This window comes from Billgrantia hypersalina (assembly GCF_052584175.1).
Window position 1 is genome coordinate 155,198 of sequence record NZ_JBMIQI010000007.1, and the last position, 15,511, is coordinate 170,708.

A 15,511-nucleotide genomic window follows, 5' to 3' on the forward strand; every position below is an offset into this window, starting at 1 on the left:
GTTGCCGCGCCCGCCTGAACCGAACGAGGGCGCATTCTGGCGCCCTCGTCGTTGTGGTGCAGTCGTCGATCAGGCGCCGACGTTCTCGCGGGTCTTGAGGTAGTCGAACTCGCCGGTATCGGTGGCGGGTCGTACCAGCCGCTGGAAGGTCTGGTAGGATTCGTAGACCTTGGCCGAATCGGGGTCGCTCTCGACCTGCTCGCGGATGACCTCCTGCGAGGCTTCGAAGAGCGCCTCCATGACATCCTGGGGGAAGCGACGCAGCTGTACGCCGTGCTCCTCGACCAGCGTCTCGAGTGCCTGACCGTTGCGGTAGGCGAATTCACTGATCATCGCCAGGTTCGAGGCGCGTGCCGCCTCGGTCACCACCGCTTTCAGGTCGTCGGGCAGTTCGTTCCAGGCATCCAGGTTGACGGTACCCTCGAGTACCGCCGACGGCTCGTTCCAGGCGGAGGTATAGTAGAAGTCCGCTACCTGGTGAAGGCCGAAGGCCAGGTCGTTATAGGGGCTGACCCAGTCGGCGGCATCCAGAACGCCGGTCTGCATGGAAGTGAAGATCTCGCCGCCCGGCATGTTCACCGTGGTCACGCCGATGCGGTTCATCGCCTCACCGGCCAGGCCTGGCAGGCGCAGCTTGATCCCCTGCAGATCGGCAAGCGAATTGATCTCCTTCTTGAACCAGCCGCCGGGCTGAGTCCCGGTGTTGCCGACGGGGAAGGGCTTGAGGTTATGCTTGGCGTAAACCTCGTCCCACAGTTCCTGGCCACCGCCATGGTAGAGCCAGGCGTTGGTTTCGGTCGTGGTCATGCCGAACGGTACGGCGGTAAAAAACTGCGAGGCGGCCACCTTGCCGCGCCAGTAGTAGGAGGCGGAATGGCCCATCTGGGCCGTGCCGGCGGCAACCGCGTCGAAGACCTCCAGCGGCGGTACCAGTTCGCCTGCACCGTGTACGCGAACGCGCATGCGGCCATTGGAGAGCTGCTCGATACGCTTGGCGAAGTCGTTGGCACCGGTACCCAGGGCCGGGAAGTTGGTCGGCCAGGAGGTGACCATATCCCAGGTGATGGTTTCCTGCGCCTTGGCAGTGGAAACGAAAGGTGCGGCGGCGACACCGGCGGCACCGAGGCCGACGGACTTGAGGAATTTACGGCGTTGCATGGCGGGCATGACTCCGGGTGGTTGTTCTGAGTCGCGTCTAATCAAGCGCGATGTGTCCGCTTGTGAGTATGCTTAATGGTAATTTAAGCGGCAAGCCTACCTTTCGACGTAAACCTCAACGTACCCCCTCCCCTTCGCTACAAAGGAGTGAGCTTGGCAAACCCTAAGACCAGCCATTTGTCGCCCTCGCCTTCGAAGCTGACCTGAACCCGGGCACGTGCGCCCTCCCCTTCGGCGTTGAGAATCACCCCTTCGCCGAAAACGGGGTGATGCACCCGCTGGCCCAGGCTCAGGCTGGGCAAGTCGCCGCCGGGGTCGACCGACGTTTGGCGCGACAGTCCCACCGCCGGGCGCGCAGCGGTCACCGGACGCGAGATCTGGCCACGCAGGCGAACTTCCTCCAGGTACTCGGACGGAATCTCACGCAGGAAGCGCGACGGCCGCTGGAAGGTTTCCTTGCCATGCAGGCGGCGGATTTCGGCATGGGTGAGGTAGAGCTTGCGCATGGCCCGGGTCAGGCCGACATAGCACAGGCGACGCTCCTCCTCGAGGCGGCCCGGCTCCTCCAGCGACATCTTGTGCGGAAAGAGGCCCTCTTCCACGCCGGCGATGAACACGACCGGGAACTCCAGCCCCTTGGCCGAATGCAGGGTCATCAGCTGAACGCTGTCCTCGAATTCATCGGCCTCATGCTCGCCGGCGTTGAGCGCCGCCTCGGCGAGAAAGGCCTCCAGTGCCACCGCGCCTTCGCCGACCTCGGGCGGGTCGAAGGATTCGCCCTGGGTGAAGGCGCGGGCAGCATTGATCAGCTCCTCCAGGTTCTCCACCCGGGCCTGGCCCTTCTCGCCCTTTTCGCTGCGGTGATGTTCGATCAGGCCGGAAACCTCGTTCACATGGGCGATGATTTCATGCAGCGACATACCGGAGGTATCGTTGTCGAGCCGCTCGACCAAGTCGGCGAAGCCCTGGACGGCGCTGCCGGCGCGGCCCTTGAGCGAGCCGTCGGCGATACCGTCGTGCAGCGCCTGCCACAGCGATACCCCGGCCCCACGCGCACGCTCACGCAGTTGCTCCACCGTGCGCGTACCGATCCCGCGTGGCGGCACGTTGATGATGCGCTCGAGCGAAGCGTCGTCGTCGCGATTGAGCAGCAGCCTCAGATAGGCCAGGGCGTTCTTGATCTCGAGCCGCTCGTAGAAGCGCTGGCCGCCGTAGATGCGGTAGGGCATGCCCTGTCGGATCAGGGTCTCCTCAAGTACCCGCGACTGGGCGTTGGAGCGGTAAAGGATGGCCACGTCGCGGCGCCGGTAGCCCTCGTCGACCTTCTCCTTGATGGAGTCGACGATGAAACGCGCCTCGTCGAGGTCGTTGAACCCGGCATAGACCGAGATCGGTTCACCCCGGGCACCGGCCGTCCACAACTCCTTGCCCATACGCTCGGCATTGTGGCTGATGAGGGCATTGGCGGCGTCGAGAATCGCGCTGGTGGAGCGGTAGTTCTGCTCCAGGCGCACGGTATGGGTGGCCGGGAATTCCTGCTCGAAGCGGCGGATGTTCTCGATTCGCGCCCCGCGCCAGCCGTAGATCGACTGGTCGTCGTCCCCTACCACGGTCATCGGCGTCGTCATGCCGGTGAGCAGCTTGAGCCAGGCGTACTGCAGCGTATTGGTATCCTGGAATTCGTCGACCAGCACGTGGGCGAAGCGTTCCTGATAGTGGGCCAGCAACGCCGGTGTGTCTCGCAGAAGCTCCAGGCTTCTGAGCAGCAGTTCGCCGAAGTCGACCAGGCCGCCGCGCTCGCAGGTGAGCTGGTAGCGCTCGTAGAGCTCGACCATCTGAGCCATGTAGGCGTCGCCGTGAACGTCGACCTGGTGCGGGCGCAGCCCCTCCTCCTTGCAGCCTGAAATGAAATACTGTACCTGGCGCGGCGGGTAGCGCTCGTCGTCGACCTGGTGATCCTTGAGCAGGCGCTTGATCAGGCGCAACTGATCGTCGGAGTCGATGATCTGGAAATGCTGCGGCAGCCGCGCATCCTGCCAATGGGTACGCAACAGGCGGTGAGCGATGGAGTGAAAGGTCCCGACCCAGACGTTGCGCAGCGACAGGCCGAGCAGCGCCTCGAGGCGGGTGCGCATCTCGCGCGCGGCCTTATTGGTGAAGGTCACCGCCAGCACGGCGTAGGGCGACAGGCCCTCGGCCTGCATCAGCCAGGCGATGCGATGCACCAGTACCCGGGTCTTGCCCGAGCCGGCACCGGCCAGCACCAGCATGTTGCCCTGGGGGGCGCTCACCGCCTCGCGCTGGGCCGGGTTCAACTGATCGAGAATCGCCGTGACGTCATCCATGGGAAGGGAACTGCCGCTCGAAAATGAACGCCCAGCTTAGCATATCGACGCCATCAAGAGGCTCGTCTCGCAGGCGGCAGGCGGGGCCAGGCCTCCTGTTAGCCTAGGGAAGCGCTGAGTCATCAGCCTTTCCTCAAGGTTTGCCTTCCTGCTCCGGAAACCGCAACGGCGTCAGGCTTTTCTTTACTGCCTTGAGCTGCTCGGCGAGCTTCGGTCCGCGGGTCTTGGCCACGCCCACGGCGAGTACGTCGACCAGTACCAGGTGGGCAATACGCGAGCTCATCGGGGTGTAGATCTCGGTATCCTCGTGCACATCGATGTAGAGCGGCAGGGACACTTCCTCGGCCAGCGGCGAGCCGCTGGGGCACAGGCCGATCACCGTGGCTCCGGCCTCGCGAGCCAGGCGCACGCTGGCCACCAGCGCGCGGGTGCGGCCGGTCTGGGAGATCGCCACCACCACGTCGCCCTCCTTGAGCGTTACCGCCGACATGTTCTGCATGTGCGGGTCGGCATAGGCGGCGGTGGAAATCTGCAGGCGGAAGAACTTGTGCTGGGCGTCGAAGGCCACCGCGCCGGAAGCGCCGAAGCCGTAGAATTCGACCCGGTTGGCCATGGCCAGTGCCTGGATCGCCCGGCTCAAGGCATCGTTGTCGAGCCGGTCGCGCACCGACAGCAGCGTGCCCACGGTGGAGTCGAAGATGCTCTGGGAGAACTCCGCGACCGAGTCATCGTCGTTCATCGAGAACTGGGCGAACTGGCTGCCCGACGCCAGCATCTGCGCCAGCTTGAGCTTGAAGTCCTGGAAACCGTTACAGCCCAGTGCCCGGCAGAAGCGCACCACGGTCGGCTCGCTGACCTTGGCCTCGGTGGCCAGGTCGACGATGCGCATGTGGATCACTTCATCGGGATTACGCAGCACGAAACGCGCCACTTTCTGCTCGGAGCGGCGAAAGTGCTCCATGCGGCGTCTCATTTCATCGAACAGGGCGCGGCTCACGCTGGACTCCTTGGTTGAAGAACGCAGTGGTTCAGTATGCCTGATACCGCCGTGCATGGGGAATTTCACCCCAAAGCGTGGAAGGACTGCTTCGTCATGTTTTTGTCAAGTAGGGTATAGTAAAAATGCTGTGAATGAATCTTGCTGTGTGGAAAGACAGGCACAGAAGAAGAAGGAGTCGATCATGCGAAAGGTCGAACGGATCACTTCCGTCAAGAACGAACTTCTCGATATCTTCATGAGCATCAACGTCGACGAGCACGAGAAGCGTTCCCGCAGCGCCGCTCAACGCAATCTGCGCGCCCGCCGCGGCATAGAACTTCATAACGAATTCAAGCAGCTGGAAAGAAACATCGCCGATCTGAACGACGACGAAACACATTGACCGCCCGCTCGAGCAGCAGGTCGCCCGGCAACGGCAAGCCCCGCCGAGCGGGGCTTGCCGATGTGCTTATCCCAGCAGACTGTTGAGAAAGACCAGCAGTACGCCCAGTGGTGCCACGTAGCGCGCCACCACATGCCACAGCTGCTCGCTGCCTCCCGTCACGTTCAGCTCGGTCGCGACGCTGCGGCGCTCCAGGCACCAGCCCGCGAAGACGATTGCCCCCAGCCCGGTCAACGGCAGCAGGATCTTGCTGGTGAAGGTATCCAGCAGGTCGAACACGTTGAGCCCCATCATCACCGGCTCCGGCCATACGTTGAACGACATCAGCGCGGCGATGCCCAGCAGCCAGACCGCTATGCCGCCAACCAGGGTCGCAACCACGCGCGACAGCGGCGTCCGCTCCTCGACGAACTCGACCACCGGCTCCAGCAGGGAAATGGCCGAGGTCAGCGCAGCGAAGGTCAACAGCAAAAAGAACATCAGGCCCAGCAGCATGCCGCCCGTCATGTTACCGAACGCCAGCGGTAGCGTGACAAAGATCAACCCCGGCCCTTCACCGGCGCTCAGGTCATTGGCAAAGACGATGGGGAAGATGGCCAGGCCAGCCAACAGGGCGATGACGGTATCGAGGATAATTACCGTGCGGGCGGTGCCCAGCAGGTTGACGTCCTCGCCCAGGTAGGAGCCGTAAGCCATCATGATGCCCATGCCCAGCGACAGCGTGAAGAAGGCCTGGCCCATGGCGGCCAGTACCACTCCTCCCGTGAGGGCGCTCCAGTCGGGTCGGAACATGAAGGCTAGGGCCTCGCCGAAATGCCCTGTCGTCATGCCATAGCCCACCAGCACCAGCATGAGTACCACCAAGGCCGGCATCATGGTACGCGCTGCGCCTTCCAGCCCCTTGGTCACGCCACGTGCCACGATCCACACCACCAGAACCATGAACGCCGTATGCCACATCAGCAGCAGGACGGGACTGCCCAGCAACCCTTCGAAGATGGCGCCCACCCCGTCGGCATCCTGACCGGTGAACGCCCCGGTGACCGAGCCAAGGGTGTAGGAGAGCGACCAGCCACCGATCACGCTATAGAAGGAGAGGATGAGGAAGGCGGCCAAGACCCCGCTGACCCCCACCAGCGCCCAGGCCTTGGGCTGGCCATTCTTGACGGCAAGGTCCGCCATGGAATTGATGGGGTTCTTCTGCCCGCGCCGACCGATGAGCCACTCGGCGACGAGCACGGGAAGGCCGACCACCGCCACACAGGCGAGATAAACGAGTACGAAGGCAGCGCCACCGTTGTCTCCCACCATGTAGGAAAAGCGCCAGATGTTGCCAAGCCCCACGGCCGAGCCAGCGGCGGCGAGCACGAAGGTCATCTTCGATGACCACTGTGCATGGACGAGTTTAGACATGGTCCACCTATTGTTGTGTATCCGGTTGTTGGTCTGTCTCAAGCGCAAAACCACAGAAGATTGGAGGGTTTTTGGCTCGAATGTCGGCAAATCTATCCGATCATACGCTTGAAGGCCAGCAGGACGGTCATCGGGAAGGGTTGCGTTCGGCGTCGCGGCTCAGAAGAGCTGGGTTTGTCGCTCTCCGGCGAAATCGCCGAGCGAAGGCAATCCCGCCTCGTCGGCCAGCGCTTGATAGAGCCGCCTGGCCAGCTGCGGGGCCTGGCGATTGTTGGCGGTATGCACAAAGAAAAAAGGGGTTTTCCCCTGTTTTATCCACAGCTTGAGCTGCCCAATCCAAGGCTGGAAATAGCGTCGGTTGATCGACTCGTCAAGATGGCCGATAAAGCGAACCATCGGCTTGTCGCCCGTGGAAAGCACGTGTAATGGGCATCTTGGCTTTTCGCTCTGTGCGTGAGCTAGTGCCGGGCTCCCCTCTGCCGTGGTCGAAAAAAGAGGACGGACATCGAGCATGATGCGATTAGCACAATGAGTTATCAACAGGCGGTTCAGGGCGGTTTCGGCCGTTCCCTTGTGGAAAAACTCGGGGTGACGCACTTCAACGGCACAGGATAACCCCCTCGGCCAGCGCATCAGCAGCGCTTCGAGCCGAGGCAGTTCATCAGGAGAGAAATCGCGCGGCAGCTGGACCAGCATCGGGCCCAGGCGATCATGAAGAGGGGCCAGCGCCTCGAGGAAGGTATCGAAGTCCTCCTCGATGCCCTGTAGCCGACGCTCGTGGGTCAGCGTTCTCGGCAGCTTGAAGCAGAAGCGGAAAGGCTCGGGGGCCAGGCGCGACCAGCCTGCCACCGTCTCCGGCCTGGGCGCACCGCTATAGAAGGTCGTGTTGCCTTCCACGGCGGTGAAGACACGAGCATAGTCGGCCAGCCACGTCTCCTGCCCCCCATAGGGCGGGTAGAGGGAGCCACACCATTCGGCATTGGCCCACATGGGCAAACCCAGATAACACTTGGGTGTCACGGGAGGCAGGGCAGAAGGGCCACCAACCGCATCGCGCATGACGACCTTCTATTCGACAGTGACCGACTTGGCCAGGTTACGCGGCTGGTCGACGTCGGTTCCCTTGAGGACCGCCACGTGATAGCTCAGCAGCTGCAGCGGCACGGTATAGAGGATCGGCGCCAGGGCATCGTGCACATGGGGTAGCTGCAGTACACAGACACCCGCCTGCTCCTCGATGCCCACTCGTTCGCCGGCGAAGACATAAAGTTCACCGCCCCTCGCCCTGACTTCCTGCAAGTTGGATTTCAGCTTGTCGAGCAGTTCGTCGTTGGGAGCCACGGAGATGACCGGCATTTCACTGTCGACCAGCGCCAACGGGCCGTGCTTCAGCTCACCGGCAGGGTAGGCCTCGGCGTGGATATAGGAAATTTCCTTGAGCTTGAGCGCCCCCTCCAGCGCAATGGGGAAATGTGCGCCACGGCCCAGGAACAGGGCATGCTGCTTCTCGGCGAATGCCGCCGACAACGCTTCGATAGCCTCGTCCAGTTCGAGCACCCGACTCATCAGCTGCGGCAGGGCACGCAGGCCACCGACCACGTCGGCCTGGGTCTCGACGGCAAGCCCCTTGACGCGTCCCAGGGCCAGTGTCAGCAGCATCAGCGCGGTGAGCTGGGTGGTGAAGGCCTTGGTAGAGGCGACACCGATCTCGGGGCCGGCCCGGGTCATCAGGGTCAGGTCGGATTCACGAACCAGCGAACTTCCCGGCACGTTGCAGATCGCCAGGCTGGCGAGATAACTCTGCTCGCGGGCGAAGCGCAGTGCCGCTAGGGTGTCGGCGGTCTCGCCGGACTGCGACAGGGTGACAAACAGGGTGTCGTCGGGTACCACCACGGTGCGATAACGATACTCGGAGGCCACTTCCACCTGTACGGGAATGCCGGCATAGCGCTCCAGCCAGTAGCGCGCCACCAGGCCGGCGTGATAGCTGGTGCCGCAGGCGACGATATGCACCTGCTTGACGCGCCGGAACAATGCCTCGGCGTCGGGGCCGAAGCACTCGGCAGGCACCGAACGCTCTCCCAAGCGCCCCTCGAGGGTCGTGGCGATCACTGCGGGCTGCTCGAAGATCTCCTTGAGCATGTAGTGCCGGTATTCGCCCTTGCTCGCGGCGCCGTCGCCGTGCTCGAAGGTCTGTGCCGGGCGCTGTACGGTACGCCCCTGGGCATCGAATATCTCGATGCGGCCCCCGGCGGCGAGCCGCACCACGTCGCCCTCCTCAAGATAGATGAAGCGATCGGTAACCTGGAGCAACGCCAGCGGATCGGAGCCCAGGAAGGCTTCGTCGATACCCACCCCCACTACCAGCGGGCTGCCCTTGCGTGCGCCGACGACGACGTCGGGCTCGTCGGCGTGCACCACGGCCAGCGCATAGGCACCCTCGAGGCGCGCCAGGCCGCGCTGTACGGCGGCCAACAAGCCGTCGCCGCGGCGATACTCACGCTCGAGCAAGTGAGCCACTACCTCGGTATCGGTCTGCGAGGTAAAGGCGTAGCCATCCTTCTGGAGCTCACCACGCAGCGGTTCGTGGTTCTCGATGATGCCGTTGTGGACCAGCGCCAACCGCTCGCCCGACTGGTGAGGATGGGCATTCTCTTCGCTGGGTTTGCCATGGGTGGCCCAGCGGGTATGGGCGATACCGCAGCGGCCCGGCAAGGCCGCTTCCTCGAGTGTGGCTTCGAGAGCGGCGACCTTGCCCAGCGCCCGGCGGCGCTGAAGCCCTTCGGAAGCCGAGAGCACGGCCATGCCGGCCGAGTCGTAGCCGCGGTATTCCAACCGCCGGAGCCCTTCGAGCAGTATGCCTTCCACGTTGCGTTCGGCAACGGCACCCACGATTCCACACATGACGAATCCTCGCGCTGGTTGTCAGTCTCGGGTCTTCTTGGTCGGTCGCACCCAGTCGGCCTTGGCGATCTGCTTTCCCCGCGAGACGGCTAGCGCATTGTCGGGCACGTCCTTGCTGATGGTCGAGCCGGCGCCAACGGTGGCGCCGCGGCCGATGCTGACCGGTGCTACCAGGGCGGTGTTGGAGCCAATGAATGCCGCATCGCCGATGTCGGTGCGGTGCTTGTTGGCGCCGTCGTAATTGCAGGTGATGGTGCCGGCCCCGACGTTAACGTCGCGTCCCAGACGGGCATCGCCCACGTAGCTCAGGTGGTTGATCTTGCTGCCCTCGCCCACCTCGGCATTCTTGGTCTCGACGAAGTTGCCCACCTTGGCGCCCACCGCCAGGCGAGTCCCGGGACGCAGCCGGGCAAATGGCCCGATACGATTGTGCCCCGCCGCCACGGTGCCGTCGATCACGCTATGACTCTCAATGACGGTTTCGGCCCCGATATGGCAGTCTCGGATCAGGCAGTAGGGCCCGATACGCACGCCTTCGCCAAGCTCCACATCGCCCTCGAAGACGCAGCCGACGTCGATCTCCACATCGTGCCCGCAGCTCAGGCGACCACGCACGTCGAGGCGCGACGGATCGAGCAGCGCCACGCCATGAGTCATGAGTTCGGTGGCGGTGCGTGCCTGGTAGGCGCGCTCAAGACGGGCCATCTGCTGCCGATTGTTGACGCCCTCCACTTCCACCGCATCAGTGGGCTGGGTGGTGGCGATGGCGACACCCTCGGCGGCCGCCATGGCGATGACATCGGTCAAGTAGTACTCGCCCTGGGCATTGTCGGCAGAGAGTCGCGGTAACCAGCGCCTGAGCTGAGCCGCCGTCATGGCCATGATGCCGGTATTGCATTCGCGTATGGCCAGTTCGCTCTCGGCGGCATCCTTCTGTTCGACGATGGCTACCGCTTCGCCCGCTGCGTTGCGCACGATACGACCGTAGCCGGTCGGGTCGTCCAGTTGCACGGTCAGCAGCGCCATGCGTGATTCACTGACTTCGGCGAGCAGGGTGGTCAAGGTTTCGCGCCGTATCAGCGGTACGTCACCATACAGCACCAGGACCTTTCCCTCTCCCAGACCCTCCAGCGCCTGGCCCACCGCATGGCCGGTGCCCTTCTGCTCGGCCTGCAGCACGAAGCGCACGGGATAGTCCCCCAGCGCCTCGCGTACCCGTTCGGCACCGTGGCCGACCACCACGTGCAAACGATCCGCTTCGAGCTTCTGCGCGGTATCGAGCACGTGGCGAACCATCGGCTTGCCAGCCAGGCGATGCAGGACCTTGGGCAGGGTTGAACGCATCCGCGTGCCCTGCCCGGCCGCTAGAATCACTACGTCCAGGGTCATCGAAGACTCCTCGTCAAATCGATTGGCTCCAGTTCGTCGGGGTCCTGCGTCTTGCCCGACCTCTTATCATGCGTCCTGCCCGCGCCGTTCTCAACGTAGCACTCAGCGCACCTGCAGGCCCATCTCATCGCCCAGCTCTCCACCCAGGAAATCGGCAAAGGCGGGGCTCGCCACGCTGCTCCAGCCTTCGTCCTCGCGAACCAGCATCAGCACTTTCAGGTTCTGCTCCCTGGCCAGCGCCAACCCCTCCTCACCCAGTACCATCATCGCCGTGGCCCAGGCATCGGCCCAGGCGTTGGAGGGGTGAGCTACCGTCACCGAAGCCACACGGTGTTCGATGGGCCGGCCGCTGCGCGGGTCGATGGTATGCGAGAAGCGCTTGCCATCTTCTTCAAAGTAGTTGCGATAGTCGCCGGAAGTGGCCACTGAGATATCGTGCAGCGGAACAACATGGGTGGCCTCCTGGCGATCGTCCAGCGGGGCCTCGATACCGATCCGCCAGGGCTCGCTCTCGGTATCGCGATAGCCACGCACGATCAGGTCACCGCCCAGGTTGACCAGGTAATGTTCGATGTCCTCGGCATCCAGATAGGCGGCGACCCGGTCGGTGGCGTGCCCCTTGGCCACGCCACCGAGGTTGACGAACACATCGCGCACGCGCCGGGCCTGCATGGCGTTCTCGTCGACTTCGATACTGTCGGGGCCGACCTGCTCCAGCCGCGCCTGCAAGTCGTCTTCATCGGGCACCTCTCGCGGGCGGGCTTCTGAGCCAAAACTCCAGAGGTTGATCAGCCCACCGAGGGTAACGTCGAAGGCACCGTTACTCGCCTCGGCGACCGACTGGCTGATCGCGAGCACCTCGATGAGTTCGTTGGATAGCGGTTGCCATTCGCCGACCGGCGTCTGATTGAAGGCCATCAGTTCCGAGTCATCGCGATAGACCGACATGGCTGCATCCACTTGTTCGAGCACCTCGAGCAGACCTTTCTCGAGTTCACGCGCCTGTCCCTGGGTCAGGCTGTCGGCAACGGTAACCTGGTAATAGCTACCGAATATGTCGCCCTCGAGACGAACCGGAGATTCCAGCGGGCGGTCGCTCTCCGAGCAACCGGCCAACAGCACCCCCAGGCATAGTGCGATCGCCCACGCAGGACGCAGGAAAGAGTTCATGGTAACAGGACTCCTCGATAGAGTGTTGCAAGGCTACCCGAAGATCCACAGCAGCCATATGCCGAGCACGATGCGATAGACAACGAAGGGCTGCATGCCGATCTTCTTGATGAAGGCAATGAAATAGTGAATGCACAGATAGGCACTCAACCCCGACAGGACGACCCCCGCGGCCATCGCCAACCAATCGATATCCTTTGGTGCCTCTACCAGACCGACGATCTCCAGACCCGACGCCAGGGCGGTGACCGGAATCGACAGCAGGAACGAGAAACGTGCTGCGCCCTCGCGGCTCATGCCCAACAGCAGCGCCGCGGTAATGGTGATGCCGGAACGTGACGTCCCGGGAATCAGCGCCAGCGCCTGGGCCAGGCCGATCCACATGGCATCGCGAAAGGTGAGTTGATATTCACTTCGCCCCGCACGCTTGCCCCAGTCGGCATAACTCAATAGCAGGCCGAAGCCGATCAGGGAGACGCCGATCAGAATCGGCGAGCGCATGCTCACCTCGATGACGTCATGCAGGGCGAAACCGATCGCACATACCGGGATGGTGGCCAGCAGCACCCACCAGGCCAGCCGGGCATCCGGATCGTCGCTGCCCTCGCGCAGCTTGCCGGCTCGCAGGGACACGAACCAGCTCGCTGCCATGCGCTTCAGGTCATGACGGAAATAGAACACGACCGCCAGCAAGCTGCCCAGGTGCATTGCCACGTCGAAGACCAATCCCTGGTCGTTCCAGTCAGTCAGCACGGGTACCAGGATGAGGTGAGCCGAACTCGAGATAGGAAGAAACTCGGTCAGACCCTGAATCACTGACAGCACGACGACCTGAAGCCAATCCATCTGGCGATCTCCTCAATGCAGGGACGCGCGAAGCCTGGGCAACGCGCGTCAGGACGCGAAGAGGATACACGCCCACTCGCCGCTTGTCCGCCGTGTCCGGTTGGCGACACCGCTGCCTGGCTTGGCCACGCCGCCGAGGGCCGCCTGGCGAGCCCCTTCAACTGGGTCGGTGTCGGTGCGAAAATGAAGGGGTACCGTTTGCTTGCCTCCGACGAGAGGCGTACCGGGAACCCATCGCGCAGCGGGCAACGGAGCCATGGCAGCATGATCTCGACGACCGATATGGCCGTGCACAGTCGCGATGCCAAGCGCGCCACCTACGTGGCCGCCTGGCTGGACGGTGTACTGGGTTGTGCCAAGGTTGCCGTGGGCACGCTGGTCGGCTCGGCCGCCCTGGTGGCCGACGGCATTCACTCCTTCTCCGACCTGGTCACGGACGGTTTCGTGCTGGCGGCCACCCACTACGGTCGCCAGGGACCGGATCAGGACCATCAATACGGCCACGGCCGCATCGAAACGCTGGCCACCCTGCTGCTGGGCAGCGTGTTGATCTTCATTGCCGGCGCCATTGCCTGGTCGAGTCTGCAGCGCCTGGTCGCGGGTGTTCCGATGGCGGCGCCGGGCATCGGGGCCATGCTGCTGGCATTGCTCGCCCTGCTGATCAAGGAGGCACTGTTCCACTACACCATGCGCGTCGCCAAGCGGGTGAAATCCAAGCTGCTCGAGGCCAACGCCTGGCACTCCCGCTCCGACGTCTTCTCCACCGCGGTCGTGCTTGTTGCCCTGGTGGGCGCCCAGTTCGGCATCGACTGGTTCGACGCGGTGGCTGCGGTGATCGTCGGCCTGCTGGTGGGCAAGGTGGGCTGGGATCTGCTGTGGGATTCGGCGCGCGAGCTGGTCGATACCGCCCTGCCTGCCGATGCCCAGCAGCGCATGCACGCAGTCGCCTGCGGCGTGCCGGGCGTGGAAAGCGTCCACGACCTGCGCACGCGTCAGTCGGCCGGCTGGGTCATGGTGGACCTTCACATCGTGGTGGGTCCCACGGTGAGCGTCTCGGAGGCCCACGAGATCGGCAACGAAGTGAGCCGGCGGCTGCGCCATACGTTCCCCGCCCTCACCGATGTCACCTTTCACGTCGATCCCGAGGACGATGAGGGCGAAGGCGACCCCAGCCGTTTCCCCGGGCTCCCCCTGAGGCCTGAAGTCGTCGCCGCCCTCGATGCGCGCTGGCACTACCATCCGGTATGGCGCAACCTGGCCGACCTGCAGCTGCACTACCTGGACGGCAAGGTATCCGTCTCGCTGATTATCGCCGACCGGATCGACCAGCCGCTCCAGTGCCTGGCCAGCGAGCTGAAAGCCCAGGCCAGCGACATCGCATGGCTGGGCCATGTCGAGGTGCTGTTCGTGACCCGGGCCGCCAGCACAATGCGTTAGAGGCCAGCCAACACCGCCGTGGCGATGGAGAAATAGATCAGCACGCCACAGGCGTCGATGACCGTGGTCACCAGAGGTGCCGAGGCAGTCGCCGGGTCCCAGCCGATTCGGTTGAGGACGAACGGCAGGCACATTCCCAAGAGGCTGCCGAACAGCACGATCGTGACCATACTGGTAGCCACGACCATGGCCACCGCCTCCCCGCCGCGCATCACGCCGATGGGCGCCACCGCCAACGCCATGGTCAGCCCCAGGGCGCCGGCCACCAGCAGCTCACGGCCCAGCAGCTTGCCCCAGTCCTTGACGCCGACGTCGCCGGTCGCCATGCCGCGCACCGTGAGCGTGGCGGCCTGGGCGCCGGCGTTGCCGCCACTGCCGATCAGCAGTGGCAGGAAGAATACCAGCGCCACCTGGGCGGCAATCGTGTCCTCGAAATAGGCGATACCGGCCCCGGAGAAGAGATTGGCGAACACGAGCAGCACCAGCCAGGTGACTCGCTTGCGATAGAGGCTCCAGAGCGGCACCCGGCTGACACCATCCTCCAGCTGGCCGATGGACATCCCCTTGTGGAAATCCTCGGTGGCCTCCTCCTCGGCGACGTCCATGGCATCGTCGTGGGTAACGATACCCACCAGACGCTCGTCGTGATCGATGACCGGCACGGCCAGCATGTCGTAGCGAGCGACCAGGCGCGCGACCTCCTCCTGCGCCTCGTCCACCGGTACGCTGATCACGTCCTTGATCATCAGGTCATCGACCTGGGCCCCAGGGCGCGCCACCATGAGTTGGCGCAGCGAGAGGGTCCCGGCCAGCTTGCCTTCCGGGTCGATGATATAGAGTTGATAGACGGTTTCGGCATCGGGAGCGGTCTGGCGTACCCGCATCATCGCCTGGGATACCGTCATGCCGCTGGGGATGGCGACGTAGTCCGACGTCATGATCGACCCGGCGGTGCCTTCCTCGTAGCTCGCCAGGCGCTTGAGATCCTCGCGCTCCTGGCGCGCCATGCGTCTGAGCAGCGTCTCTTGCCGATCCTGGCCAAGCAGGTTGAACAGGTCGGCACGCTCATCCGAGCCCATCTCCTCGAGTACCGAGAGCAGCGACTCGTCCGGCATGGCTTCGGCGACGTCGATCTGGACCTCGCCAGTGAGATAGCCAAGCACGTTGGCCCGGCGTTCCAGCGGCAGGCTGTCGAGCACCTTGAGTACGGTGGGGAGGTCCCCATCCTCCTCGGCCATCTCTTCCAAGATCTCGGAAAGGTCCGCTGCACGCAGCTCGGGCAGCCATTGGTCGAGGCGTTCGCGATCCTCCTGCTCGACGGCGAGGATCAAGGTTTCCTTGTGTTCCTGCAGCTGTTCGCTCAACGACATGGCGCTCTCCTGGAACCGCGCATGGGGCTATCTGGCCACCGCGTGGCGGCGTGAGTAGGGGCTCGGACATGGCCGATGCCAGTGCACCCATGATAAC

Annotated in this window: 12 protein-coding genes; 2 read left to right on the forward strand and 10 right to left on the reverse strand. The window is 63.9% G+C overall.

Annotation, left to right across the window (positions count from 1 at the left end; translation table 11 throughout):
- Positions 1 to 69: 69 nt before the first annotated feature.
- The 3 genes from ACOJCM_RS04795 to hexR all read right to left on the reverse strand — a co-directional run bounded on the left by ACOJCM_RS04795 (position 70) and on the right by hexR (position 4,500).
- Positions 70 to 1,158 carry a TRAP transporter substrate-binding protein gene (locus ACOJCM_RS04795; RefSeq protein ID WP_445210921.1) on the reverse strand — a complete coding sequence of 363 codons (1,089 nt, stop codon included), beginning with the start codon at positions 1,156 to 1,158 and terminating at the stop codon, positions 70 to 72.
- Positions 1,159 to 1,295: 137 nt separating this feature from the next.
- Positions 1,296 to 3,503, reverse strand: coding sequence for a DNA helicase II (gene uvrD / locus ACOJCM_RS04800; RefSeq protein WP_445210922.1), 2,208 nt, complete (start codon positions 3,501 to 3,503; stop codon positions 1,296 to 1,298).
- Positions 3,504 to 3,636: 133 nt separating this feature from the next.
- Complete coding sequence (gene hexR / locus ACOJCM_RS04805; RefSeq protein WP_445210923.1) at positions 3,637 to 4,500, reverse strand: transcriptional regulator HexR; 864 nt, start codon at positions 4,498 to 4,500, stop codon at positions 3,637 to 3,639.
- 184 nt (positions 4,501 to 4,684) lie between these two features.
- Here hexR and ACOJCM_RS04810 point away from each other — a divergent pair, with 184 nt between their 5' ends.
- Positions 4,685 to 4,885 (forward strand): PA3496 family putative envelope integrity protein, encoded by a 201-nt coding sequence (locus ACOJCM_RS04810; RefSeq protein ID WP_445210924.1) that lies wholly within the window; start codon positions 4,685 to 4,687, stop codon positions 4,883 to 4,885.
- A gap of 66 nt (positions 4,886 to 4,951) precedes the next feature.
- Here the strand turns inward: ACOJCM_RS04810 and ACOJCM_RS04815 are convergent, their stop codons facing one another.
- The 6 genes from ACOJCM_RS04815 to ACOJCM_RS04840 all read right to left on the reverse strand — a co-directional run bounded on the left by ACOJCM_RS04815 (position 4,952) and on the right by ACOJCM_RS04840 (position 12,607).
- Positions 4,952 to 6,298, reverse strand: a complete 1,347-nt coding sequence (locus ACOJCM_RS04815) for a sodium-dependent transporter (RefSeq protein WP_445210925.1) — start codon at positions 6,296 to 6,298, stop codon at positions 4,952 to 4,954.
- 159 nt (positions 6,299 to 6,457) lie between these two features.
- Entirely contained in the window at positions 6,458 to 7,357 is a 900-nt protein-coding gene (locus ACOJCM_RS04820; protein WP_445210926.1) for a DUF72 domain-containing protein, read from the reverse strand.
- A 9-nt stretch (positions 7,358 to 7,366) separates the two neighbouring features.
- Complete coding sequence (gene glmS, locus ACOJCM_RS04825) at positions 7,367 to 9,202, reverse strand: glutamine--fructose-6-phosphate transaminase (isomerizing) (RefSeq protein WP_445210927.1); 1,836 nt, start codon at positions 9,200 to 9,202, stop codon at positions 7,367 to 7,369.
- A 21-nt stretch (positions 9,203 to 9,223) separates the two neighbouring features.
- Positions 9,224 to 10,591: a bifunctional UDP-N-acetylglucosamine diphosphorylase/glucosamine-1-phosphate N-acetyltransferase GlmU gene (glmU, locus tag ACOJCM_RS04830; protein WP_445210928.1), complete on the reverse strand. Its 1,368-nt coding sequence runs from the start codon at positions 10,589 to 10,591 to the stop codon at positions 9,224 to 9,226.
- A gap of 102 nt (positions 10,592 to 10,693) precedes the next feature.
- Positions 10,694 to 11,761, reverse strand: coding sequence for an FAD:protein FMN transferase (locus ACOJCM_RS04835; protein WP_445210929.1), 1,068 nt, complete (start codon positions 11,759 to 11,761; stop codon positions 10,694 to 10,696).
- Between the two features lie 33 nt (positions 11,762 to 11,794).
- On the reverse strand, positions 11,795 to 12,607 hold the full coding sequence (locus ACOJCM_RS04840; RefSeq protein ID WP_445210930.1) for an undecaprenyl-diphosphate phosphatase: 813 nt from the start codon (positions 12,605 to 12,607) through the stop codon (positions 11,795 to 11,797).
- A gap of 264 nt (positions 12,608 to 12,871) precedes the next feature.
- Here ACOJCM_RS04840 and ACOJCM_RS04845 point away from each other — a divergent pair, with 264 nt between their 5' ends.
- Entirely contained in the window at positions 12,872 to 14,044 is a 1,173-nt protein-coding gene (locus ACOJCM_RS04845) for a cation diffusion facilitator family transporter (RefSeq protein ID WP_445210931.1), read from the forward strand.
- Here the strand turns inward: ACOJCM_RS04845 and mgtE are convergent.
- A complete protein-coding gene (gene mgtE, locus ACOJCM_RS04850; protein ID WP_445210932.1) occupies positions 14,041 to 15,414 on the reverse strand; it encodes a magnesium transporter in 1,374 nt (457 codons plus the stop codon). The genes ACOJCM_RS04845 and mgtE overlap by 4 nt on opposite strands.
- Positions 15,415 to 15,511 lie beyond the last annotated feature (97 nt).